Here is a 26,462-nt window from a genome sequence, read left to right as displayed (position 1 = left end):
TGGACGTATACGCTCGAAGACAACAAAGGCAATCTTTAATTGACTCACAGCGAATAATGACACAATGAATGACCCATGACTAAGGACTATTGACTGCTGATAACTTTGATAATTTTTTCACCCGGATTGAGGTCAAAAACTCGATCGCCCCCAGAATCTTTCCCCCAAAAAGCTATAGCATCAATAGCCGATCGCAGTAGACGGCCAGAATTAGTTAAAAGTTTGACATCCGTATCGGGAACAGCCCGCAGCAAGCCAACTAAAGCATCTTTAGGCTCTGAGAAACGAAAAGCTTGAGTGCCAATTTCACCTCGGTTAGTAAGTCTGACAGAACCTGCAGGCATTCGTTTTGCCCAACCCAACTCCGAAAATAGCACCAAACTGTCGTCCGGGTCGAGAGTGATGCAGCCCACCAACTGTTCCTGCTTCCGCAACCTGGTTACTTGAGAACCCTGGGCGGCGCGGCCCATTGGCGGCAGTTGTTCGTCATCGATATCAAACCGGAGGACTCGACCTCCTGAAGTTGCGATCGCCACTTGCTCGCCCACTTTACCCAGACTCGCGCAGCGCAGCCGATCGTCCTCCTTGAGTTTAACAACAGTAACGCCGCGATTAGTCAAATCAGCAAATTCCTGCATCGGCAAGCGCTTAATTTTCCCTTGCTGAGTCAGAGTTACTAAATCTGCCGCTTCCGAATTTTCCGGCAAAATAAAGTGTGCAACTGTGATTTCCGACAAAGCGCGACCGGCACTTTCTTTAGTAGCACTCGGCGACAACAAACTAACGATCGGCGTTCCCCGGTCTTTTGGGCTACTACTAGGAATATCGGCCACTTTCAGCGGGTAAGCTTTGCCGTTAGGAGTTAAGATGACCAAAGTGCGATCGGTTTTCGTCTGCTTTGCGGTAACAATAAAATCTTCATTTTTTTCTAAAGCTGAAACCGATTTTTCGCGACTTTTCGAGCGAGGCCGTTCGCCAGCGGGCAAGCGCCGCACGTACTGCTTGTGCGAAAATTCAACAATAGTTTCCTCTGCCTCTAGAACGGGCAATAAGTTAGGCTGAATGGTTGCCGGCGACAACTGCTTCACCGCAGAATTTTTCTTACCAGAAAATTGTGGTTCGGCGTTTGCTGCGCGTCCGGTTCCATTGGCGAATTTAGTGCGGCGGGGGTCAGCGTACTTGCGTTTGAGCGATCGAAATTCCTTCTTTAAAGCCTTCAAAAGTTCGCGCCTGTCGCTCAACAACCGCTGCAATTCTTGAATATTAGCCATCAACTCATCAAACTCAGACTGCAAATTTTGCCTTTCCAAACCAGTCAGCCTGCGCATCGGCATCGCCAAAATAGCATCAGCTTGACTTTCGCTCAAATTGAGGCGAACTTGCAAAGTTTGCTTAGCAGTAGAGCCGTCAGGAGAATTTCTGAGAATGTCGATCGCTGTATCGAGATTTGTCAAAGCCAACATTAAGCCTTGGACAATATGACAGCGGCGTTCCGCAGCCTGCAACTCGTAATTGTAGCGGCGGGTAAGAGTCACTTCCCGGAAATCCAGAAATTCCTGCAACAATTGTCTCAGCGTCAACTGTCGCGGTTGACCGTTAACAATTGCCAGCAAAATCGCGCCAAAATTTGTTTGCAGGTCAGTTTGTTGGTAAAGGCGAGCCAGAACCGCTTCAGGGGTAAATTCCCGCTTGAGTTCAATCACAACTCGAATACCTTCGCGATCGCTCTCGTCACGCAAATCAGAAATACCGTCGAGGCGGCCGGAATTGACCAACTCCGCCACCTTTTCAATCCAAGCCGCCTTATTTACCTGAAACGGAAACTCCGTCACCACGATCGCCGTTTTAGTGCGCACCTTGCGATTACCGGGCACCTCTTCCACTCCAGCCACACCCCTGACCGCAATGCTGCCTCGACCCTTAGTGTAGGCGTCAACAATGCCCTCTGTAGCGACGATTTCCCCTCCGGTCGGAAAATCAGGGCCCGGAATCAGTTCTATCAACTTCTCGTCCGATAGTTCCGGGTTTTCAATCAAAGCAATTAAACCGTCTACCACCTCCCCCAAATTGTGCGGCGGGATATTAGTTGCCATCCCCACAGCAATGCCCGTACAGCCGTTGAGTAACAAAAACGGCAACTGAGCAGGCAGCGCCGTCGGTTCCTGCTGCGAACTGTCAAAGTTTCCAGTAAAATCAACAGTTGCATCGCCGACTTGCGTGAGCATCGCTTCGTGGGCGATCGGTGCCAGCCTAGTTTCCGTGTAGCGCATAGCAGCAGCCGGGTCATTGTCCACCGAACCGAAATTGCCGTGACCCGCCAGCAAAGGATAGCGGCTCGAAAACTCCTGAACCATGCGCACCAGAGCGTCGTAAACCGATTGGTCGCCGTGAGGGTGATATTTTCCCAAAACATCTCCAACGACCCGCGCGCACTTGCGGTAAGGTCGGTCTGGCGTCAGACCCAGTTCGTGCATCGCGTACAAAATTCGACGGTGAACCGGTTTTAAACCGTCGCGGACATCAGGCAAAGCTCGCCCGACGATCACACTCATGGCATATTCGAGGTACGATTGCTGCATCTCGGCGTGCAGAGGCGTAGAAATTACTTGCCCGGAAAGTAGGTTGAGTTGTTTAGCCATGAGTCCTTGTGTCCGTTAATTCCTGAGTGAAGACAGCCTCTGTCAATAATGCCGAGGTTGCCTGTCTCGAGTGAAAAGCGTTTGCCGCAGGCGAACCGAAAGTTCGGCGAAGCGGCCTAGTTGGAGAATAAAAATAAACTTAACTTGTGAAAGCAGAATCCGAGTGCCGAAGACGGGCAACGCTTGCCTCTTACTCTCCACTCTTACCCTAACCTCTATGTTGCCTTCATTTGCGCTTACCTGTCTATTTACTGCCCGCCGTCAGAAGGTTTATTCACAGGAGAACACCGAATGCCAGAAGCTCAGAACGTAATGAGGCTTTAGCCCTTCCTAGCAAAGCGTCACGAGGGACTTTAGTCCCCGTCAATCTATGATAGAATTTAATTGCAATTAGAAATAACCATCTACGCGAAGAAATATTCTCTTCAGGAAAAAAGCCCGATCGATCTCGTCTCGGTACAGCCGTAGCGTTTATCAATCAGCACTGGTAGAAGATAGAGCCTAGCGCATTTTGGCAAGCGCGATCGACTCGGAAAGCATTAAAAAAAAGTAAGCCCAATTGCAATACCTTTGGTAGAGGTACTTGTTTTGAGCGTGTAGAGGTGCCTGGACTACGAGTGAAATTCAAGTTTTGACTTATTCCAGAATGGAGCGTCGCGGTGGCTCGCTGAGAGTGTCAAAAATGGCGATATTGAAGCATTCAGCAGTCAAAAGCTCTCATCGCGACATCTCCTAGTCTGACCTCCGCTTGATGAACGGAAGCGTCGATATTTTAAGCCGTCTCGATCGGTCAAAACTGAGAATTAGGAATTTCCAACAATCCCCGCTAGATTCGCTACTCGGAATGCTGCGGCGGGAGTATGTGAATAAACACGGCTTGATTCTAAGAGCAGGAAAGAAAATAATTGTCACACATCCCCGACTCTCCTATCAGTTTCAAAAAAGAATGCAACAGTAGACCGGCGATCCAAACCCATATCCAGTCACTCATTCCCCATCGAAAATCTAAAATGGTAGAAGCCAGAGGCTTGACCGAAAGAGAGGATACTATAGTCCTGGACGCACGGGTAGTCAGAAACCGGGTTTTTCGTAGCAATACTTCGTTATAGCCAGCCGAAAAGATCGAGAACCCGGTTTCTAGGCATCGTCCATGCGCCCAAGATTGTACTAGAAACCTGCTACCTGAGAATCTTGAGACTCTCACCAGTCCCAGGTCTAGTTATAAAAAACAACTAAACTGTCTGTGTGTAGTAGTCTAAATGATGATGGTACTGGATGCTTCTAGGCATCTTTACACCTTCTGACACCTAGTAGATCAAAGATATACATACGGGTTTTGCAGGGTTCCCGGCTGATGGCGTTAAAAACTCTGCATTTTTGACGGGGAATGTACTCCCCGTGCCGTGTTCCTCTTTGGACTAAAGTCACAAAGTTTCTATACTTCCCATATTTATTTATGAAAACCGTTCTGATTGTAGAGGACGATTTGGTTAATGCTCGGGTTTTTTCCAAAATTCTGACTAAGCGGGGGGGCTTAGCCGTGAAGCACACGGAAAATGTTGAAGAGGTGATGCAGATTGCTGCAAACGGCGAAGCTGATTTGATTTTAATGGATGTGTCACTTTCCCGCAGCGTGTACCAGGGGAAATCTGTTGACGGCATTAAGATTACTCAACTGCTCAAAGCTGACCCGCAAACGGCCTCGCTGCCGATTATTTTGGTGACTGCTCACGCGATGGCCGGTGATAAAGAAACATTTCTGGATCAAAGCGGTGCTGATGGTTACATCTCTAAACCTGTGGTAGACCATCAAGAGTTTGTCGATCAGATCAAGGCTTTGCTGCCTGATTGAGTGAACCATACATTAAGTGGGAATAAGAAGGAAGAAGGAAAAAGGAAGAAGGAAGAAAGAATTTTTTGTTTGAAACAACAAACCATTAAAACTCTTGAATTACAAAGTTTTCTTGAATTCTGACTCTTCCTTCTTCCTTTTTCCTTTGGAGATCCCGATCGCACAATGCGACGAGTTCTGACTTTTAATGAGTGAGGAAAAATTTGAGATTTTTCAACTCATGAGAGCGAAGAGTGCGTTGCGGCGAGGAACCTCTCCTCAGCGATCGCAACGCTATTCACTCATTCATGCAATCTCAAAACTATTATTAGTCTTCGTCCTCATCGAAGTCAAAACCGATATCATCATCATCGTCAGCATCAGGTCCCAAGGCATCATCCTCAGTCTCAGCGACAAAATCGTCGTCATCAACCTCAACTTCCTCAAAATCCTCATCAGCCTCAAGCTCTGACCCGCGCCCGATCTCAAAACCGCTCTCGATCGTATAAGCGCGACGTGCAGTGCGATCGTCCAAAACCACATCCTCCTGCAAATCGTGGATGTCGTCATCAAACACAGCACCATCAAAACCCGCATCCTGAACCCCAGCATCCTCATAGGCATTGAACCCAGTACCCGCAGGAATCAGGCGGCCGATGATGACATTTTCCTTCAGACCGCGCAGCCAGTCAGACTTACCTTCGATCGCAGCTTCAGTCAATACCCGCGTTGTCTCCTGGAACGAAGCCGCAGAAATAAAGCTATCAGTATTCAGCGAAGCCTTAGTAATCCCCAGCAACACCGGAGTATAATCCGCCGGCGCTCCACCAGTAATTGACATAGCCTCATTCACCTGCTCAACCTGCCGCAATTCCACCAACTCGCCGGGGAGCATAGTAGTATCGCCGCCATCTTCCATCCTCACCTTGTTAGTCATCTGGCGGACGATTACTTCGATGTGTTTATCAGAAATATCCACGCCTTGAGACTGATAAACCGACTGCACCTCATTCACCAAAAATGTCTGCACCTGTTGGAAACTCTCCAAAGCCGCCTCAAAAGTAGGCTGCCGCTCCTTGAGCACGTGGAAGAACACCTCTAGAATTTCGTGAGGGTTAGCAGGCCCGTCGGTCAAAGCTTCGGCAACGCCCACGCGCTGTCCGTCGGAAACGATCGGGTTTTGACCGGGCAACAAAGGATACTCCTCAATCCGGCCATCATCCTCAATCACTGCAAGTTCCACAACATCATCATCCGTAACTACCCGAGCCGTTCCCGGCCGCTTGGCTAAAATACAGGCTTCCTTCGGCTTGCGCCCTTCGAGAAGTTCCTCAATCCGTGGCAAACCCTGAATGATATCCCCAGTCTTTGCCCGCTCAAACACCAGAATCACCAAATTGTCACCCCGCTGCACCAAATCGCCGTCGTCTACGTGCAGCACCGCACCGGCCGAAACCCGGTAAGGGCGAGCCACCCTGAGCAAGAGTTTCGCCGGTTCTGTCTCCGACGCAGGTACAACCTTCACAACTTGGCCGGACTCTTCGAGAACAACCCCCGGAGCTATTTCAGTACCAGCCACCAGCAGTTGACCTGGACTCACATCCGGCGTACCCGCCACAGAGATCGAAATAGAATCCGCATCCCGCATCACCAACAGTCGGCGCACGGGTTCGTTAAGTCCCTCGCGGATGCCCCGAACGATACCCGCTTCTTTGCAGAGAATCTCGGTGCGGGCGACTACTGCCCCGGGCGCGATCGACTGCCCATCCTCCACCAACAGCCGCGTGTGAGTGCTGCCCTGAGTCGGATCGGCAGACACGTCCCGCCGAATTACCAGCGATTCCAAAATCACCAACTGCAAGCGGAAAGTTTTTGAAGCTCGATCGCCCCCATCGGCCACAGTCATCGCCAACTCTTGCGACGCACTAACATCTTCAGGCGAACCCCAAGCCGGTCCCGAACCGTCAGCCCCAAAAGCCATAGCATCTTCCTCATCCGGCAGCAGCTCGATATCCGCCGCCAATTGCGGAGCTCCGGAACCAATTTCCAAAATAAGCTGAGTCCGCAGCAGTTCCAATCCCTCGACCGATTTGACGCGCTCCCCATCCTTATAGGGCAGTCGCTGCACCGCTTTCAAAGAGATTGACTCATTCAGCGCCGTCTGAGAAGGCACCGGCGGCTTGTCAGGTACTGGAAATTCCACCACAGGCCGCAGCAGCAAAGCCGGGCCCTCAGGAGTTTCGATATACTCGGCATAGCCCAACTCTTCGGCAATCAAGCCCGGGAAAATCTCTTGACCCGCGTTGACAATTTGACCTTCCCCGAGAGTTAGCGGCGGGCGGTCAACTACATGGAGTGTCCCCGGCTTAATCACAATTTCCCGGAGGATGTCATTTTTCTGAGTGATTTCCACTGCCCCGCTGGTTTGGCAGAAAATATCCTTAACCACCTCAGTACCCGCCTCCACGTACTGGCCATCTTCTACCAGCAGCAGAGAAATATCCTTATTCACCTCGTGGCACTCTTCCGGTATCCAGAGCAGAGTCCCGCCTTTGACGACTTCGTAGCCAAGTTTAGCTTTGCCGCGCTTGTGGACTTCCACCCCGCCGTACTTGACAATGCCCCCTGTCGCTGTGCGGTAGCTGTCGTCGAGCAGTTCCGCCACCACTTCCCCGTTAATCACCTTGCTCCCGGGAGCCGTCTTCAGGGAAAACCGCTGCTTAGAAGCTGTTTCGATTGTGTAGTGGTCGCGGCCGCCTGCGCTTTCGGCTCGCACGATGGCTTGGTCGAGCAGGACTTGGGCGGTGATTATTTCGATTTCTCTGGGGTCAGCGATGCGGACTACGCCGCCGTGTTCGGAGATCAGTTTGGTTTCGGCTATTACGCTTTCGGCGGGAATGCGAGAGCCATTTTTTACGGCAGGTTCGGCGCCGGGGGGCAAGTTGTAGACTTCTCCTGAGAGTATCCAAATCAGCCCGCCTTTGCTGGCTGTGCGGGTTGTGTTCCCTTGGCGGTCGGTTTTTTCTTCTGGCACTAAGTCAGCAAATTTGGCTTCTCCGGCTAAGTCGGAAGCCACGTCCGTAGTCACTTTTTCCGTAGTTTTGCGGGCTGCGCGACCGACGATCGGCACTTCTGCCAAAACTTGACCGGGAATGGCGCGCTGTCCGTCTTTGACCATCAGAGTAGAACCCTGGACGATCGCCAATTCGATTTTCAGTTTTTGATTTTTGGCGCCGGATTTCCCTTCTTCAAAGCCGTCGCCTTCAAATACAAGTTTGCCGTTGTTTTCTGCCACCAGTGCTTCTTCGCCGTGTCTGGTGCGGAACGAGCGGGTGCGCAAATTCTTGAATTTCACTACGCCCGGGAAGGGGGCGCGTTCTTGTTTCGCCACTTCTCCGGTGAATACGCCACCTGTGTGGAAGGTACGCATGGTGAGTTGGGTTCCCGGTTCCCCGATCGACTGAGCCGCAATAATGCCGATCGCTTCTCCCATGTCTACCATTTGCAAGTGGGCGAGACTCCAGCCGTAGCAGTGCTGACAAACCGAGCGCGTAGATTCGCAAGTCAGGGGCGATCGTAAATATACCTCTGCCACCCCAGATTTACCAATTTCCCCCGCCAACTCCTCGGTAATTGGCTGATTTCGGACGGCTTTTTCGCTGCCGTAAGCCACGATTTCCCCGGTTTTAGGGTGCACCACATCTCGGGCGAAAACGCGCCCCAGCAGCCTGTCCTTCAGGGGAATCAGCACTGTTGCTCCGTCCGTCATCGGCCGCACTCGAATTCCCCGCTGGGTGCCGCAGTCCACTTCCCGGACAATTACGTCTTGGGATACATCCACCAAACGGCGGGTCAGATAGCCCGAGTCTGCCGTCCGCAAAGCCGTATCTACCAAACCCTTGCGCGCTCCGTAGGAAGAGATGATGTATTCGGTAACAGTGAGTCCTTCGCGGAAGTTGGTTTTAATTGGCAAGTCAATGATTTCTCCTTGCGGGTCAGCCATCAATCCGCGCATTCCGACTAGCTGGCGCACTTGAGAAATGTTCCCCCGCGCACCGGAGAAGGCCATCATGTAGACCGAGTTTAGGGGGTCTGTGGCTCGGAAGTTTTTGACTACTTCGTCTTTGAGGTCTTCGGAGGTGCTGTTCCAGGTATCGATTACTTTTTGGAAGCGTTCGACTTCAGTGATTTCGCCTCTGGTGTATTTTTGTTCTGTGATGCGGATTTCTTCTTCGGCTGCATCGAGGAGCGATCGTTTCGACGGGGGCACTTGCAAATCGTCTACGCTAATCGAAACTCCTGCTCGTGTGGCAAAGCGGAAACCCAAGTCTTTGAGTTTATCGGCCATTTGCGCTGTACGGGCCGTTCCGTAGTGCATGAAAGACCAAGAGATTAATTTTTTGAGCTGACCTTTGTCAACAACTCGATTGCGAAAAACAATTTCCTTCTTTTCTGTCATTTTTCTGAGTAGTGGTAATTGGTAATTGGTAATTGGTAATTGGTAATTGGTAATTGGTAATTGGTAATTGGTAATTGGTAAGTAGAGAGGCACGAAAATACCAGAAGCATCTTGTAGGGGCTGGTTTAGCGTATAAGGAGGAGATGTAAGCGAGGAGATGAATGCACTCACCCGTCCTACCCATAGTAATGTTTATTTGCACCTACCTACTTAATTAGTAATTGGTAATTGGTAATTGGTAATTGGTAATTGGTAAATTTTCCTGCTTCTACCGCTATTATTTGTTAGCGATTATTTGTCAGTTATTACCGATTACCCATTACCAATTACCGATTACCCATTACCAATTACCAATTTTTCCTCCCAATTTCTAATTGTTAATTACCGATTCGATGGTTTGGTGATAGATAATCCTGCCCGGAGTAGTGCGAATGAACTGATTGATCACCTTGCCCTCTCCGTCTTCCCGAACCCGGCGGAACTTGTATTCTTTCGTCACTATACCGTCGGTCGAGCGTTCCACCTTTAGCGGTTCTCCCTCGGGTTCTGTGTTTTCTATGGCGCCTTGAAACCTCACCCAGACGTATGAGTGCAAGTCAACGACTCCTTGTTCGTAAGCTACAACCGCGTCCGTGAGGTTGGAGAAATAGTGACCGGCTCCTTTTTGAGCGTCAGGATTTTCGGCTGTCAAGTAATAGCAACCGAGCACCATATCTTGAGAAGGAGTAACGATCGGTCTTCCGGTTGCCGGCGACATAATGTTGTTAGAAGCCAGCATCAGCAAGCGCGCTTCCGCCTGAGATTCCAGAGACAAAGGCACGTGCACGGCCATTTGGTCGCCGTCAAAGTCAGCGTTAAAAGCCGGACAGACTAGCGGGTGAAGCTGAATTGCTCTCCCGTCCACCAAAATCGGCTCAAAGGCTTGAATCCCCAAACGGTGCAGCGTCGGCGCCCGGTTCAGCATCACCGGGTGTCCTTCAATTACCTCCTGAAGCACGTCCCAAACACTGGGATCGTTGCGCTGGATCAGTTTTTTGGCAGCTTTGATGTTGTTGACCAATCCTTGGCGGATCAGGCGGTGGATGACGAAAGGCTGGAAAAGTTCGATCGCCATTTCCCTCGGCAAACCGCACTGATGAATTTTCAGTTTCGGCCCCACCACAATCACCGAACGCCCGGAGTAGTCAACCCGTTTCCCCAGCAAGTTTTGCCGGAAGCGGCCTTGTTTCCCTTCAATGATGTCCGACAGCGACTTCAGCGGGCGGTTGTTTGCCCCCACCACCGTCCGGCCCCGGCGACCGTTGTCAATCAGCGCATCCACAGCTTCTTGCAGCATCCGCTTTTCGTTGCGGATGATAATCTCCGGTGCCAGAATTTCTTGCAGTCTCGCCAAGCGGTTATTGCGGTTGATGACTCTCCGATATAGGTCGTTGAGGTCGCTCGTTGCAAAACGCCCGCCGTCTAACTGCACCATCGGCCGCAAGTCCGGGGGAATCACCGGAATCACATTGAGCACCATCCAATCGGGATGAGAACCCGTAGCGATGAAGTTGTCAATCACTCGCAAGCGTTTAATCAACTTCGCCCGTTTTTGACCTTTAGCATTAGCAATATCTTCCCGCAGCTTTTCCGCTTCACTTTCTAGCGGAATATTTTGCAGCAAAACTTGCAAAGCTTCAGCACCAATCCCCACTTCTACACCTGTGAGTGTGGAATCTTCGCTGTAAAGTTCGTCTTCTATTTCCAGCCAAGCATCTTCCGTGAGCAATTGCTTGTATTGCAGCTTCTCTGCATTACCTGCATTGAGGACAACGTAGGCATTGAAATAGACGATTTGTTCGACATCTCGCAGCGGCATATCTAACAGAATTGCCATGTAACTCGGGATGCCTTTGAGATACCAAACGTGAGCTACTGGAGCTGCTAATTTGATAAAGCCCATGCGATGGCGGCGCACGCGAGATTCAGTTACTTCAACACCGCATCTTTCGCAAACAATGCCTCTATGGCGAACTCGTTTGTACTTCCCACAATGACATTCCCAATCTTTTGCAGGTCCAAAAATGCGCTCGCAAAACAAGCCATCCATTTCAGGTTTTAACGTGCGATAATTTATGGTTTCCGGTTTTGTCACTTCTCCAGTAATCTGACCGTTGGGTAAAGTTCTCTCTCCCCACTGTCGAATTCTTTCTGGTGAAGCTAACCCAATCTTGACGTAATCAAAGCGTTGTTCTATTTTAGCCATTCTTGACTCCAATTGATAATTTACAGTCGATTATTTGTGGTAGTTTATCTTTTTTGTTGGCTTGTTTCACGGCTTAAATCAATGTTATACTCCTCTATATGTGACGTGGTTTTTAATATCAGAGATGACACTTGACGATACTCCAAAGTCATCAGCGATTTTAGAGATTGATTCTCTACCTCTAATTCTTTTTCGTACCTCAAGAGCTTGCTCGAAAGTCAATTTGCGATCGAGATATCCACCCATGCGAGGAACTGGAACCTCTTCGCCTGCTTCCTTCCAAGTGACGTGATACTTAATATCGTGTATGGTTTTGCGACCAACACTGTATTCGTGAGCTACATCCTTCACTCTCTGTCCTGCTGCTAGTTTTTGTCGAATTTCTCGCACCTTTTCCCAGTCTAATTTGGCATTGGAAAGGGGATGACTTTTGCCTTGAGTGCGTCCTTTCTTAGAAGCATCTAATAAATTTTGAGTGCGAGTTCCACCCCAAAGGTGTTCTGGATTAATACAACTGGGATTATCGCAAGTATGACAAGCATCTATCGAAGTCGGAACTGCACATCCTAATTTCTCTGCTAAAACAGCACGAGTAACTGATTGGGATTTCCTATTTTTAAAGTACCTGCCATAACCACCTCGACCATCCTTTGCACCTTGAAAAATTATGCAGCCGCTGTCTTGAATTTCTCCTACAAAACCGGGGGGAACTGTAGTGAAGTTATCGGGAATTTTTGCCTGAAGTATCTTAGTAATAGTTTCATAGTGTACGCCATACTCTTTTATTAGGTGGCTTTTGATGGTTCCAGCTAAATATTGACGCTGAATTTCCCGCAGTTGTTCGATCGAGAGTTGGCCAATACCCGGAATACTTTTGCGTCTGGGAGTTTTGCGATCGCGCCCCATCATCTGCTGCGTATTCTCAGCCGCAGTTCCAGCTACGAGATGTGCTGGGTTTATGCAGCTTGGATTGTCGCAGATATGGCAAGCAAAATAACCGGAATCTAGAAATCCTGGTATCTTTGATTCGAGCACTAATCGGTGGACTAATACCGTTTTGCCCTCGATCCACTTGCGCCCGTAACCATTTTTCAGCTTACTCCCTTGCCAGTTAATACAGCCAGTCTTCAGGTCAACTTCTCCTACTATTCCTGGGACAACTGTTACAATAGTCATGTCAGCGTCTCTCCTGTTTAGAGCGTTGATTCGCCTCACCAGTGTTCGTACCACTGCTGAGGCATTTTAATTTGAGATTGTCGATTAAAGATTAAAGAATTGAATGCTGTCCAAAAATCTTTAATCTTTAATCTTTAATCTTTAATGCCTAATCCTCGTCAAGTTCGTCACGAGAAAGGGATTCGTAAGTAGGCCGGGAGGGCGATCGCTTGCCCCCAGCATCCGCCATCAAATCCACCTCAACGTGTTCGCTGCCCTCGTCAGATGTATTCACCTTGTGCACGGCAATATCCAAGCACAAAGACTGCAACTCCCGCATCAGCACCTTGAAAGATTCCGGCGTACCGGGGCGCGGAATGGCTTTGCCTTTAACAATGGCGTTCAAAGCCTCGTTTCTGCCCTGCATATCGTCCGACTTGACAGTCAGCAACTCTTGCAAAGTATAAGCTGCGCCGAACGCTTCCAAAGCCCAGACTTCCATTTCCCCGAACCGCTGACCCCCCTGCTGCGCTTTGCCGCCTAAAGGCTGCTGCGTTACCAGCGAGTAAGGGCCTGTGCTGCGGGCGTGGATCTTATCGTCTACCAAGTGCACCAGCTTCAGCATATAGGCTATGCCGACGGTGATGGGGCGATCGAACGGTTCCCCAGTTCGGCCATCGTAGACAATAGTCTTGCCGGGGTGCTTTTCGTTAAACACCCAAGGCTTGCCGGTTTTTTCGCGCGCCTCCTGCAGCTTGCCGTGTACGGTTTCCCGCGACTTTTCAGCGCCGTGCATTTCATCAAAAGGCACCATCTTGAACCGCATCGACAGATTTTCGCCGGCCCATCCTAGCAAGCACTCAAAAATCTGACCTACGTTCATCCGCGACGGTACGCCCAAGGGATTGAGCACTATGTCAACGGGAGTCCCGTCGGGTAAGTAGGGCATATCCTCCATCGGTAGAATCCGGGACACAATACCCTTATTTCCGTGGCGGCCGGCCATTTTGTCGCCGACTTGAATCTTCCGTTTTTGAGCTACGTAGACGCGGACGACCATGTTGGCGCCGGGAGGCAGTTCGTCGCCCTGTTCGCGGGTAAACACCCGCACGTCCACCACGCGGCCTTTTTCGCCGTTAGGGACGCGGAGGGAATTGTCGCGCACGTCGCGGGCTTTTTCGCCGAAGATTGCCCTCAGCAGTTTTTCTTCTGGCGGTTGGTCGGATTCGCCCTTGGGGGTGACTTTGCCGACTAGGATATCGCTGGCTTCTACCCAGGCACCTTTGCGGATAATGCCCTGTTCGTCTAGCTGGCGCAGCGCGTCTTCGCCGACGTTAGGAATTTCGCGGGTGATTTCTTCAGGGCCGAGTTTGGTTTGACGGGCTTCGATTTCGTATTTTTCAATGTGGATCGAAGTGTAGACATCTTCGTAAACCAAACGCTCGCTAATTAGCATCGCGTCTTCGTAGTTGTAGCCTTCCCAAGGCATATAAGCTACGAGGATGTTGTGGCCCAGAGCGAGTTCTGCCCCTTCAGTGGAGGAACCGTCGGCGAGAACTTGACCGGCAACTACTCGATCGCCCTCATAAATCAGCGGACGCTGGTTTAAACAAGTATCTTGGTTAGAGCGCTGATATTTTTGCAGTTCGTGTTCGATGCAGCCAGCGTATTTTTGCTTCCAAACCGAGGGCTGTTTGACTTTGAGATCGTCGTATTCCCGAATCAGGAAATGTTCCTCGCTGGAATTCGATTCAGCATCTACAGCCAGGGGTTTGACAATAATCCGGGTAGCGTCGATGTAAATCACCTCGCCGTTAATCCGGGACACCACAACCATCCCGGAATCTCGGGCGGCCTGAGCTTCCAAGCCCGTACCGACTAGGGGCCGTTCTGGTTTCAGCAGCGGCACAGCTTGCCGCTGCATATTCGATCCCATCAGAGCTCGGTTGGCGTCGTCGTGTTCAAGGAACGGAATCAGCGATGTCGCCACGGAGACAATTTGCACGGGCGAGATCGCCATGTAGTCCACCTGCATCGGAGTGGTGGTAGTAAATTCTTGGCGGTAGCGGACGGCTACGGTTTCGCCCAAGAGGTTGTTGTTTTCGTCGAGGCTGATGTCTCCGGGGGCGACGCGCAAATCGTCTTCTTCATCGGCTGTCATGTAGACGGGGGCTTTGTCGCGCAGCACCTGTCCTTTTTCTACTGGATAGAAAGGAGTTTCGATGAACCCGTAGGAGTTGACGCGGGCGTGGGTTGCCAAGGAACCGATTAGACCGGCGTTGGGGCCTTCTGGTGTTTCGATCGGGCAAATCCGGCCGTAGTGGGACGGGTGAATGTCTCGCACCGCAAACCCGGCGCGTTCCCGAGTCAGACCTCCAGGACCCAAGGCGGAAAGCCGGCGTTTGTGCGTCAGTTCTGCCAGAGGGTTGGTTTGATCCATGAACTGCGATAGCTGGGAGGAACCGAAGAATTCCTTGATTGCTGCTACCAGCGGTTTCGGGTTGACCAGAGAAGCGGGGCTGAGGGAGTCGGCATCCGAGACGGTCATTCTTTCGCGGATGATCCGTTCTAAGCGGTTGAGGCCGACGCGGACTTGATTTTGCAGCAGTTCTCCGACACTGCGGACGCGACGGTTGCCTAAGTGGTCGATGTCGTCGGTAGAGCCGATGTCGAATTCGAGGTTGATTAAGTAGTCGATCGCCGTCAAGATATCTTGCGATGTCAGCACCCGCATCGTATCCGGGACTGTCAATCGCAGTTTTTTGTTTAGTTTGTAGCGGCCGACTCTCCCCAAATCGTAGCGTTTGGGGTCGAAGAAGCGGGAGTTGAGGAGCTGTTCGCCCCCTGCTACGGTGGGGGGTTCGCCTGGACGGAGTTTGCGGTAGAGCTCCATCAAAGCTTCTTCTTCGCCGAATTGTCCTTCTTTCTCGATCGTCTTTTGGAAGTATTCCGGGTGCCGCAGGGAGTCGTAGATTTCACCGTCTGTGAGTCCGAGGGCTTTGAGCAGCACCTGAGCCGATAGTTTGCGGGTTTTGTCGATTCTGACCCAGACTAAATCGTTTTTGTCTGTCTCGAACTTGAGCCACGCGCCACGGTTAGGGATGAGCGAGGCGTTATAGGAACGGCGACCGTTTTTGTCGGTTTCCGATTTGTAGTACACGCCTGGGGAACGCACGATTTGGTTGACAATCACCCGTTCGGCGCCGTTGATAATGAAAGTGCCGCGTTCGGTCATCAAGGGCAAATCGCCGATGAAGACTTCTTGTTCTTTGATTTCCCCTGTTTCTTTGTTAATCAGGCGGGTGGGTACGTACATTTGCACCGAGTAGGTGCTGTCCCTGCGCTTGGCTTCGTCCACGTCGTATTTCGGGCGCTTGAGTTTGAAGTCTTTGCCCATGAAGTGGAGTTCCAGCTTGCCCGTGTAGTCTGTAATCGGGGAGAAGCTGTCGAGTTCTTCGATCAGTCCGGCTTCTAGAAACCAGCGAAAACTTGCCCGCTGGATTTCGATCAGGTCGGGCAAGGTGAAGGCGAATTCTGTGTAATCTTTAGTGGTCATGGGTATCCTTTTTTCGCAGTGGCTCTAGCTTTTTACATGGCGCCAAGGCTTGGCTTTTTTACCTTGTTGCGTTTTTTTGATGGATTGTGTGAGAGAATTTATATGATATTTTTGCGATCCTGCCAACTGCTGCAACGGTTATTTGTGCTGGTTGCTCGCATAAGTTTTATGCTGATTTTGGCTTCGATTGAGATGCTTTTAGCTCCGATATCGTGGTGTTCCAGGATAAAATTCCTACACTTTTGACTCCTAAAATTGACTTGACAGCTATTGCCAAATTGCTGAGTTTCCAAGTTTTTTCTGATGTGTAAGTTTGAGCGTGAAATTTTGAGGTATTGCGTGAAGTTTTTGCCGATCCCGAAGGTTAGCGTACTCGCGTTGTGTTGGCATTTCCCGGGCGACACCGCAGTCGCGGATAGTAAGCCAACGCCCGATCGGTCGGTTCTTTTTATTATAGGACGCAAATCCGATCACAGCAGGCAACGCCAAAAGAATCTCCAAAAAAGGATGAATCCGGTTTTTCTGGCAGGATATAAATGGGATTCTCTCTATCGCTGGCCCCTAAATCGACCTGTTTTCCTCGTTTCTTTGTTCTTCTATAGCTAAACTGAAAAACCGAATAGCTGACACGCATTTTCGGTTGTCTGCTGGGACAAAGTTAAGAGAGAAACTCCTCTCAATTTAGCAACTTGCTCGGCTACATAGTAGACGTAGGCTGGTTCGTTGCGTTTTCCCCGCTGGGGTACGGGGGCGAGAAAAGGGCAATCTGTCTCGACTAGGATGCGATCGCTATTTACCATACAAGCTGATTCTTGTATTTGCAAGGCTTTTTTAAAGGTGACTGTTCCGCTAAAACTAATGTAGAAACCTAGGTCTAAAAACCACTGGGTTTCTTCGGGCGTACCTCCCCAGCAGTGCATGACCCCGCGCACTGGCCCGCGAGTCTGCCAAAAGTTTCTCAGCATTTGGGCCATTGGGGCGGCGGCGTCGCGACAGTGGATAATGACTGGTTTGTCAAGTTGCTGGGCGATTTCAAGCTGTGCCTCAAACACTTTAAACTGGTGTTCTCGATCGTCTGCTTTATAAAAGTCCAGTCCGGTTTCGCCGATCGCCACTACCCTAGAGTCCGAACTTGCTAATTCCCTAATCTGGCTCGCAGTCTCGTCTTTCCACTTGTCTGCATCTAGGGGGTGGAGTCCCACCGCAAAGGAGACTTCGGCAAACTGATTGGCGATTGCTTGAATTCCGGCAAACTCTTCTGGCTCTACACAAGAATGAACCAGCCGAACTACACCAGCTTCGCGCCAGCGTTCTCGAATGGCTTCTAACTCAGATTTGTAGGTTTCAAAGTTGATATGAACGTGAGTGTCGATGAGCTGCATGGGGGAAGCAGATTAGAGGTGATACGGGAGAGTCCCAGTGGGTGAGGTATGAGGGCGAGAGGGCGAGAGTGGGGGAGTGGGAGACTGGAAACAAGTGGAAGACTGGGAGAGGGGGAGAGTGGGAAAAATCTTTCCTCTTCCTTTTTCCCTCAGTATCCATCCGTTAAATCGCATACACCATCCGTTGCCGAACTTCACGCTTGACTTCTTCCCTCAAAATCGATTAAATCCATTAAATCCCGTACACAATCCGTTGCCGAACTTCCTTCTGTCTTAAGATGCTACCGAGGATGCTTCGTGCGGCTTGAGGGTTCTTGCCAAGCGGGACTTTTTGCGAGCGCCGTTGTTGCGGTGGAGTACACCTTTTTTGACAGCTTTGTCAATTTTGCTGTAGGCCTCAGACATTCGCTGCTGGACTTCTTGCATTAATTCAGGGCTCGGAGCTGCGGCGTATTTGTCAACTGTCGCAAAATATTTCTTCATCAAAGTTTTGACCGCTGACTTGTAAGATTTGTTGTACAAGCGGTTGCGTTCGGCGATTTTGACTCGTTTGACGGCGGACTTAATATTAGCCATAGTTCAGTTGCTGGAAGTAGGTATTCATTGATACACCTTAGTCTCAAGACAGTCTCAAGACACGGGGATTTGGAAGGACAACCTTTTCGGGATCGATCCGCAAAAAGCTTGATTTTAAACGGCTGAGTCAGACAGCCACTCTCCATTCGCTCAGATAAATCTGAGTCTGTGGGTATTTTTTGGCGATCGCCCGCGCAATAATTTTTTATTGACTCATTTAACTGCCTGCTTTGTATCCCTGACGATACCCAAAGGTATGACACTGGTGTTAAGAAGGCGTTTTGCGGTGTTTCCACAGTCACGAGTTAAAGTCACGGTTTCTTGCGCGCAATTTTCAAGTATACAATAATTTGGCGTTTTTTTATAAAAAAATTATCAGGTGTTGGAAAAACTAATATAGCATCTATTCTGCAAAGAATGTGATTCCCTGAAAAATCCAAGTTAAGCTATAACAAAGAGTACGGGTTATTTGGGGTTCGGCAAGAAGCACTTACCGAAGGTAGAAGGTACAAGGTAGCCGGAGCAGAAGGTAGAAGGTAGAAGGTAGAAGGCAGAATCAAAATTCTCCCGCTTGCACACTCTCCCCCTCACTCACTCTCGGGCTCGGACACTCTCCCGCTCTGGGATCGAACCCTCTCCCTCCGCACCCGGTTTTATGGCGCACAATTCCTCAGAAAGGTTGTGACTTGTCCTCAGTGTTGCAAAATCCTCGACAGAGATTTAAACGCTGCACTGAAGCCTTTGCAAATGCCGCGAGTCTCGCGGTTTAAGCTTGTGGACTGGTGGTGACCTACTTCTGCAGGAAATCGATCGCCCCAAAAATCCCCAATTGTCAAGCAAATGTTAGTGAATTTATAGACGGCATTCCTAATCTCCATGCTGCGAATCATTACTCAGTGGGTTGAGGCACAAGCTGAACTGCGACGAATCTGCGATCGCACCCATGACGAACTTGTTGTTCACAAAGAAGCCACCGTGCGGGAGGTGCTGCAAGCTGTAAGGCGCAGAGGCGATCAGGCTGTGCTGCACTACACTGCTGAATTTGACCGCATGACCCTAAATGTGGAAGATTTACGGGTGAGCGGCGCCGAATTGGATGCTGCTTACCAGCAGGTGTCGAAAGAATTATTAAATGCAATCCGGCTGGCTTGCAAACAGGTAGAGGCGTTTCACCGACAGCGCGTCCCGAAGTCTTGGGTGCAGTTTGGTGATGACGAGATTGTTTTGGGCAAACGCTACACCCCGGTCGATCGAGCGGGAATTTACATTCCTGGCGGTCAGGCGTCCTATCCGAGCTCGGTGATCATGAATGCGGTTCCTGCGAAGGTCGCCAAGGTTCCGAGACTGGTGATGTGTACTCCCCCCGGACAGGAGAAGAAAATGAATCCTGCGGTGCTGGTGGCGGCTCAGGAAGCGGGAGTTGATGAGATTTATCGGGTAGGCGGGGCGCAGGCGATCGCAGCTTTAGCTTACGGTACCGAAACTATTCCGAAGGTGGATTTAATTACTGGGCCGGGGAATATTTACGTCACCCTTGCTAAAAAACTGGTTTACGGGACTGTGGGAATCGATTCTCTGGCTGGCCCGTCGGAAGTGTTGATTATTGCCGATGGTTCGGCGAATCCTCTGCACGTGGCTGCGGATATGTTGGCTCAAGCTGAACACGATTCGATGGCGTCGGCAATTTTGCTGACGGCGGATTCGGTGCTGGCGAGGAAAGTGGTTGCTGAGGTAGACAGACAGTTGACCAATCACCCGCGCCGAACTTTAACAGAAAAGGCGATCGCCAACTATGGTTTAGTCGTGGTAGTTGACTCGCTCAAAGCCGCGGCGGAACTCTCTAACGAGTTTGCCCCGGAACACTTGGAATTGCAAGTTGCAGATCCCTGGGCTTTGCTCGACCAAATTCGCCACGCTGGGGCGATTTTCTTGGGCTGCTCGACGCCGGAAGCTGTAGGTGATTATTTGGCTGGCCCGAATCACACTTTGCCGACTTCTGGGGCTCCGCGCTATGCGTCGCCTCTGGGTGTGGAAACTTTTATGAAGCATTCGAGTTTGATTCAATATTCGCCTGCTGCACTTAAGAAGGTGAGTAGGGCGATTAATGTTTTAGCCGAAGCAGAGGGGCTTCCTTCTCATGCTGATTCGGTGCGGCTGCGGACAGAAAATGAGGGTGATTTTTAGATGGTAGATTTGAGATTGGCGATCGAGATTTAAGTAGATGAGCGGGAAAATACATAAGTAGTCAAAAACGAGTGAAACGCAGTCAAACGAAGCAATTCGCTGGCGATTACGGTAGCTTTACATTCTGTGACAGGCGGCAAAGTTTATTTGCACCTACCTACTTACGGACTGCGGGTTTAAGAAACCCGGTTTCTTCAAGTATCTGGCTTAAATGACGCAATTATGTTAAGAAACCGGGTTTGTGCGTAGGAAATGATGATGTTGGCGGGGAGCGCAAAATTGTGGAAAGTAGGCGACAATCAAGGATAAATTTAAAGTCTACTATCTGAGATTTAAAGGTGCACGGTATTGAATACTATTTTGGTAGCGATCGACAATTCAGAGTTAGCGACTCAGGTATTGCAAGTTGTAGGGCAATTTCAGCTAGAACCGACGGCAAAGGTGATTCTAGTTCATGTTGTCAGTTCTGGTACGTTGGATTTTGACACGGTTGTCGATCGACCTCACGCTCAGGGAGATGAAATTGCTTACCGAGAAGTGGAGAAGTTACTGCAATCTTATCAGGAAAAGTTGCCTTGCCAGAGCGATTTAGAAATTGTGTCAGGGGAGCCAGCAGAGGAAATTTTGCGTTTGGCTAATATTTATAAAGCGGATTTAATTGCGATCGGCTGTCGGGGTTTGACTGGTTTAAAGCGCATTTTGGAGGGTTCGGTGAGTGCGGAGGTTGTGGCTGAGGCTCCTTGTTCGGTGTTGGTGGTGCGCGCGAGATGAGCGGGAAAACCCCATAACCGCTGCAATCGGTAGAGTAGATATCAACCCAATTGCTGCAATCCCTTACTGTGCAAATTCTGCTCGATGTGCTGCATTTCCTTCATATCCTCACCAGCAACTATCCCGTAAATTTCCGTGTAGATTTTTCCGTATTTAACCTTCTCTAAAGCTGACAAGATTATCAAGTCTTTGCGATCGAGTTCGGGTTTCAGCGTGACAAGAATGGATTCCAAAGTCCCATCCATTCGCCAGTCACTGGAATATTTAGCTACCTCCTTTCCCAGCCCCAGTAAGGTATGGCGCTGCACGCAAAGCGGAGTCGAGCCATTAACTCGGAAATTGGCATCAATGGCATACAACTGCCCCTCAGAGTCTTCCAGCACGTCGAAGCCAATAACGCCGAAATAACCCTGTTGGTGAGCATATTTACCAATAGCGGCAATCATCTCAAAAAACCTACTCATGTCGGTTTCGCGGTAGTGAATCAGTCCCCCTAAATAGCTGCCCTCAGGGGTGACAAGTTGGCTCGTAGTGCCGATGAGCCTGATATTTCCCGTTTTGCTTACATAGAACTGCACGCAGTAGTTCTGCACTTCATTCTTGACGAATTCCGAGACAATAATCGTATCCAGCAACTTAATATCGAGATATTTCCTCACTTCCTGCAAGCAGTAGTTCAGATCGCTGGCGCTTTTGATAATATAAGTGCCTTCTCCAGAAAGCCCGTGGGATGTTTTAATCAAGTAGGGGAATTGCTCTGGTAACTCAATGCTTTCGAGATTGACTTCGTGCAGATTGTAGCTTTGGTATTTCGGACATTGCACGCCTAATTCTGCTAGCGTTGCTTTGCTGAGCAAGTGGTAGTGGATGTCGGGATGGACGGCGTGTTTTTCAGGTTTGAGATTGTCGAAGGGAAATAGAGTCAGGAGTTTGTCAAAGCGATCGCTTACGCTGAGATCATCGAGATAAGTTGAGCAGTCTATCATCTCCATACTGCTGTAGCTGAAGCCAAAATGCTCCCGCCAATAGTTAATCAGGGAGTTCGGCGGCTGATTAATCACAATCCCTGGGATGGCATCGCCTAACACAGCCAGATTTTTCCAAGGTTCCTTCTGACCAATCTTGTCGAAAGAAGTTTTGGTGGCTTCACTGCTGCCGTCTTGAATAAAGTATTTTTTCCTGTTGGGGTAAGCAGCCCAACTCGCAGTTGCAGGGTAATTTAGGATGAACGCATAACGTGCATCTGTGATGTCTGGAGCAAACAAATCGGAAAGAGAATTACCCTGAAAGTAAGGAAAATCGTATGTTGAGTTCATCAGAAACATCCAAGTAGAGTTTGAATTGAAATGTTTTCCCGGCCACTAAGTAGCTCGACATAATTAAAAGTAGGGTGGGCAATGCCCGCCCTACAAATTGAAAAAGTGTTTATCGATGTCCAGCTACTGAATAACTTGGAAAAAATATATTAGTTGGGGAATTTTAACTCCCTACAACTAGAGAGAATGCAACCTCAATAATTTCAGCGATGGACGAGTTGTTTTTTCTTAGTGAACACAGCCACCTTGTTCATTTCTGAGGTTCTGTAAGCACAAGCCATGTCCGTTGAATTATGCGCCCAGCCAACCCGCCCTTGAGGGTCTATGATGACGCACCCAGCTTCTCCTGCCACCTTAGATGCCAGAGTCTCAATTGCCATCTGCGCTGCTTCGTCTGGGTGCTTGCCGGACGCTAGAATGTCGATCGCCATTTTAGCTAGAACTACTGGCATAATCGACTCGCCATCGCCTGTGGTTGAGCAAGCGCCCTGTACATTTTCAGCAAACAAGCCTGAGCCGATAATGGCGCTGTCGCCGACGCGACCGGCGGGCTTATTCATAGTGCCGCCTGTTGAGGTACCGGCCACTAAGGTGCCACTACTATCCAAAGCTACACAACCAACTGTATTGGGGCGGTCAATAACTTCTTTTTCCTCCTCCCACTCTTCCTGTTGCTCATCCGCGATTAAGTCTTCTTTTGTACACATCTCGGCTCCATTTTCTGCTGCAAAATGTTCGGCGTGATCCGCTACTAAGAACATGGGTTTTTTATCCATAATCTTTCGCGCCACAGAGATGGGATGGCACACGCCTTGAACATTTGCGAGCGCTCCCCAAGCTAATGAACCGCCTTCCATCATCGCTGCGTCTAGCTCTACTTCTCCCTTACTGTTGAGAACCGATCCAAAGCCTGCGTTAAATGTCTGGTCAGCTTCCAGAACCCGGATAGCTGCCTCAACAGCTTCTGCTGCTGTACCCCCGCTTGCGAGCAATGCCCAACCAGCTTCTGCTGCTGCGGTACAGCCTGCATTGTTGGCAGCAACCTTCTCTTCTGAGATGGTTTTTGCTCCACCGTGAACAATAATGCTTAGTACCATAAATTTCCTTTTTTTAATTTTAAGCTCTACTTAAAAACTCCTTATATCAATTAATTTATTACAAGAAATTTTTAAGTATTTTATTTTATGCTAGTTAGAGCATAGCTGTGTTTAATTTAGCATTCGTCTATCTTCAGATATAATTATTATTGTTGAAATTTGTATTCCTCCTGACCTAGCTATTTACGAATTATTAATATATATGTTGCCAAAGTTAGGTCAACAGTTTGAGGAAATTTAGCTGCGAGTTAGTTAAGGAAATTGAAAAAGTTAGAAAGTAAAGATGAGGTAAAACTTATGGCGATGCACTACACCTTAACAGGCAAAATGGGTAAACGTGAAGAATGAGACTTTGAGAGAAAAGAAGTGCGATCGGGCTTCACATCACTCTGAGGCTTTCTGCTTCCCCGCCAAAAACTCCCGCAGCCGCAACAAACTCGCCGTTTGTCCCAAATTCAGCGCTAGCAGCGACACTCCCTCCAATCGAGACTGCACTCAACCGTCGCCCCAATACCACTCGTGAAATCCGTCAATTCCCTGACTCAACAACAGCCGCAGACAATTCTGCTCAGCAATATCGCGGTGGGGCAATTCCCCTGTGCACGGTCAACGAATTGGACTTGCCACAAAGTATTGTTGACCGCCAAGTCAGAAAAATGAAAACGAGCTCCCCCTCCAACTGTGTAGCGATCGAGTTTGGGACTGTTCCAATTAATCTAAATTGTGTGACCGGTCTTTAATTTTTGTGCGACTCACCTGCAGACTGACAGCGTTCCCAATAAATTTTAGCCACGCGATCGCCCTGATTCTGACGCCAACACTCGGAAAACAGCCGCGCCGCTTCAGCAAACTTCCCTTCCCAGTAAATTGCCCTAGCTTCTGCAAACAATTCCAACGTAGCTAACTTGCCCGCTTTGATTTCTGGCGGATCGGCATCAAACACCTCATAAACTGTTACTAATTCAGATTTTCCCTTGACTTTTACCGTATCGAGAGTGCGGATTGCGTACTGGGATGGATTTTCTAAACGCGAGTAAGTTTCCTGGGTAATTAATAGCGACACCCCATAATTTTTCGTCAAACTTTCCACGCGAGAAGCTAAATTCACCGCATCGCTGATTACCGTCCCGTCCATGCGATTTTGACCGCCCACCGTTCCCAGCATCAAAGTTCCAGTATTGATGCCAATCCCAATCAGAATCGGCGCACAGCCAAAATTAGCGCGATTTTGATTGTATTCAACGAGACGGTGCAGCATAGCAATTCCGGCTTTCACCGCATTATCCGCCTCGCCGCTAAACAGCGCCATAATCGCATCGCCAATATATTTATCAATAAACCCGTTATTTTCATTAATAACGGGTTCCATGCGAGAAAGATAGGAATTGATAAATCTGAAATTATCCTCCGGTGTCATGCTTTCCGAAAGCGTGGTGAAGTCGCGAATGTCGGAAAACAACACCGACATTTCCAACTGCACCTGATCGCCTAATTCGACATCAATAATGCTGGATTTCTCTAAAAACTGGAGGAACTGATTGGGGACGAAGCGCTCGTAAGCTTTGTTGAGTTGGAACAATTGATCGGTAAATCTAATGCGCTCTGTTTCGGCTTTTTTACGCTCCGTGATATCTTGAAAGGCTACAATTGCATAAGCAATATTATCCTTTTCATCATAGATGGGAGTACCCCAAGCCTCGATCGGAATAATCTTGTCGCCCTGGTGGATTTCCATATCCTCAGCAGTAGCGCTTTCCCCTTTCAACGCCCGCGCAGTAGGCAATTCTGCAGAGGGATATTCCTGCTCTGTTCCCGCTTGATAGATTTGATAAACCTGGGATATTTGCTCGCTGTTGGTGACTGCAGGAAGAACTCCTTTACCTAATAATTGGATAGCAGCGCGATTATTATAGTAAGGTTTGCCAGAAGCATCCAGCACTGACACCCCGACTGGGATTGCTTCTAAAAATTGAGCGAGCCGGTTCTCACTTTCGCGGACTTGTGTATAAAGTTGAGAATTTTGAATCGAGATAGCTGCTTGTCCAGATAACACTTTTAATAGTTCCACTCTTTCTGGCGTAAAAGCTCCTGCTGTCAGATTGTTTTCTAGATAAACAATACTGACAATTTGAGCTTGGTTAATTAGCGGCACGCAGAGAATTGATTTGGGCTGATTTTTTTGGATGTAGGGGTCGTTGGTAAATTGTCCCTCTCGAACAGCGTCATCCAGTACCACGCTTTCTTGAGTACGAGCCACATAATTAACAATTGCTTCGGAAAGTTCCTGACAATCTTCAACTAGAATTGACTGCAATACGGTGACTTTTTGGGAATTTATTGCCGCTATCGCACTATCCTGCGAGGCTTCGCTAAGAGCTTCAATTAATAGCTTTCCCTGGCTTGATAAAATTAGATAGCCTCTTTGCGCCCCTGCACTTTCAATCAAAATTTTCATCAAGCTAGACAGTAATTTATCAAGCACAATTTCTCCAGAAATTGCCTGAGAAGACTTCATCACTGTGGTGATATCTAAGTTATTACCCGAACCAGTGGTCGTCAATGTTGCGGTCTTTTTAGTGTTTTTATTTCCCGATTGAATTGATATCAATAGCTGGGGATATCGCGTTTCTAAATCTGTTACCTTAGCAGTGGCTCCCCATTGAACATAACAATAATATGCCTCAATTATGTAGAGTTGGGCAAATTTTTCTTTACCCCATTCTAAATAAAATTTTGCTGCTAGTTCGTTGGCAAGGGCTTCTTCGTTGAGAAATTGATTTTCTTTAGCTCCAGCAATGGCGCGATCGTACATTTCAATCGCCTCAGCTTTATTGCCCAAAACGCGATGTTTTTCGGCCTCAACCAAATACCATTTATGCAGATGATTCATGGGAGCATTTTGCCCCCACTGTTGCAGAGTGGTTTGATGGGTTTCCACAGAGGCGAGAAGATCGGCTTGCTCGGTTTCTGGCTGTGTAGGGAAAAGTGCCAACTTCGTCAGGGCGGCATAGAAATGGAAAATGGGAACAAACAACATTCCCGATACTGCCATTAAATACTGTTGGCCTTGGGCAATGTAGTCTAGGGCCACCGTGTAATTTCCATAGCAGTAGGCAAGCAACAGTTTGTAGATGTAGGCAGTAGCGATCGCTGTCAGGTCATTGTCCTGATGGTACTTAGGAATGAAAATTTAATAACATTAGCGTCTGCTAAATAGTCGGAACTGCACGATAATTCCATTTTGGTAGATA

The 26,462-nt window shown here is 49.0% G+C and carries 13 protein-coding genes and 1 pseudogene; 3 read left to right on the top strand and 11 right to left on the bottom strand.

Annotated features, from left to right (window positions below):
* Window positions 1-86: 86 nt before the first annotated feature.
* Window positions 87-2,639, bottom strand: a complete 2,553-nt coding sequence (locus QUA20_RS13665; RefSeq protein WP_333189353.1) for a DNA topoisomerase (ATP-hydrolyzing) — start codon at window positions 2,637-2,639, stop codon at window positions 87-89.
* 1,456 nt (window positions 2,640-4,095) lie between these two features.
* Here QUA20_RS13665 and QUA20_RS13660 point away from each other — a divergent pair.
* Window positions 4,096-4,491: a response regulator gene (locus tag QUA20_RS13660; protein ID WP_172186460.1), complete on the top strand. Its 396-nt coding sequence runs from the start codon at window positions 4,096-4,098 to the stop codon at window positions 4,489-4,491.
* Between the two features lie 307 nt (window positions 4,492-4,798).
* Here the strand turns inward: QUA20_RS13660 and QUA20_RS13655 are convergent, their stop codons facing one another.
* The 6 genes from QUA20_RS13655 to rpsT form a co-directional block, all read right to left on the bottom strand.
* The gene (locus tag QUA20_RS13655) at window positions 4,799-8,929 is read right to left on the bottom strand and encodes a DNA-directed RNA polymerase subunit beta'' (RefSeq protein ID WP_333189351.1); all 4,131 of its coding nucleotides are present in this window, start codon (window positions 8,927-8,929) and stop codon (window positions 4,799-4,801) included.
* Between the two features lie 370 nt (window positions 8,930-9,299).
* Entirely contained in the window at window positions 9,300-11,174 is a 1,875-nt protein-coding gene (locus tag QUA20_RS13650) for a DNA-directed RNA polymerase subunit gamma (protein ID WP_333189350.1), read from the bottom strand.
* A gap of 84 nt (window positions 11,175-11,258) precedes the next feature.
* On the bottom strand, window positions 11,259-12,350 hold the full coding sequence (locus tag QUA20_RS13645) for an HNH endonuclease (protein ID WP_333189349.1): 1,092 nt from the start codon (window positions 12,348-12,350) through the stop codon (window positions 11,259-11,261).
* Window positions 12,351-12,498: 148 nt separating this feature from the next.
* On the bottom strand, window positions 12,499-15,885 hold the full coding sequence (gene rpoB / locus QUA20_RS13640; protein WP_333189347.1) for a DNA-directed RNA polymerase subunit beta: 3,387 nt from the start codon (window positions 15,883-15,885) through the stop codon (window positions 12,499-12,501).
* 602 nt (window positions 15,886-16,487) lie between these two features.
* Window positions 16,488-17,267, bottom strand: a complete 780-nt coding sequence (locus QUA20_RS13635; protein ID WP_333189346.1) for a TatD family hydrolase — start codon at window positions 17,265-17,267, stop codon at window positions 16,488-16,490.
* Between the two features lie 273 nt (window positions 17,268-17,540).
* On the bottom strand, window positions 17,541-17,843 hold the full coding sequence (rpsT, locus tag QUA20_RS13630; protein ID WP_172186467.1) for a 30S ribosomal protein S20: 303 nt from the start codon (window positions 17,841-17,843) through the stop codon (window positions 17,541-17,543).
* Between the two features lie 876 nt (window positions 17,844-18,719).
* Here rpsT and hisD point away from each other — a divergent pair.
* Both hisD and QUA20_RS13620 read left to right on the top strand, forming a co-directional pair.
* Window positions 18,720-20,027, top strand: coding sequence for a histidinol dehydrogenase (gene hisD, locus QUA20_RS13625; RefSeq protein WP_333189345.1), 1,308 nt, complete (start codon window positions 18,720-18,722; stop codon window positions 20,025-20,027).
* Between the two features lie 348 nt (window positions 20,028-20,375).
* Window positions 20,376-20,798: a universal stress protein gene (locus QUA20_RS13620; protein ID WP_333189344.1), complete on the top strand. Its 423-nt coding sequence runs from the start codon at window positions 20,376-20,378 to the stop codon at window positions 20,796-20,798.
* Between the two features lie 41 nt (window positions 20,799-20,839).
* On the opposite strand, the gene QUA20_RS13615 is transcribed toward QUA20_RS13620, so the two are convergent.
* From QUA20_RS13615 to QUA20_RS13600, 4 genes and pseudogenes are all read right to left on the bottom strand, one after another.
* Complete coding sequence (locus QUA20_RS13615) at window positions 20,840-22,114, bottom strand: carbamoylphosphate synthase large subunit (RefSeq protein ID WP_333189343.1); 1,275 nt, start codon at window positions 22,112-22,114, stop codon at window positions 20,840-20,842.
* Window positions 22,115-22,317: 203 nt separating this feature from the next.
* Entirely contained in the window at window positions 22,318-23,211 is an 894-nt protein-coding gene (locus QUA20_RS13610; protein ID WP_333189342.1) for an isoaspartyl peptidase/L-asparaginase family protein, read from the bottom strand.
* A gap of 384 nt (window positions 23,212-23,595) precedes the next feature.
* Window positions 23,596-23,790 (bottom strand): annotated as a pseudogene (locus tag QUA20_RS13605) (hypothetical protein); the annotation flags it as partial.
* A 157-nt stretch (window positions 23,791-23,947) separates the two neighbouring features.
* Window positions 23,948-26,302, bottom strand: a complete 2,355-nt coding sequence (locus QUA20_RS13600) for an adenylate/guanylate cyclase domain-containing protein (protein WP_333189341.1) — start codon at window positions 26,300-26,302, stop codon at window positions 23,948-23,950.
* Between the last annotated feature and the right edge of the window lie 160 nt (window positions 26,303-26,462).

Origin of the sequence: Microcoleus sp. Pol7_A1, assembly GCF_036701085.1 — a bacterium.
GTDB lineage: Bacteria > Cyanobacteriota > Cyanobacteriia > Cyanobacteriales > Microcoleaceae > Microcoleus > Microcoleus asticus.
This window is presented reverse-complemented; position numbering and strand designations above follow the sequence as displayed.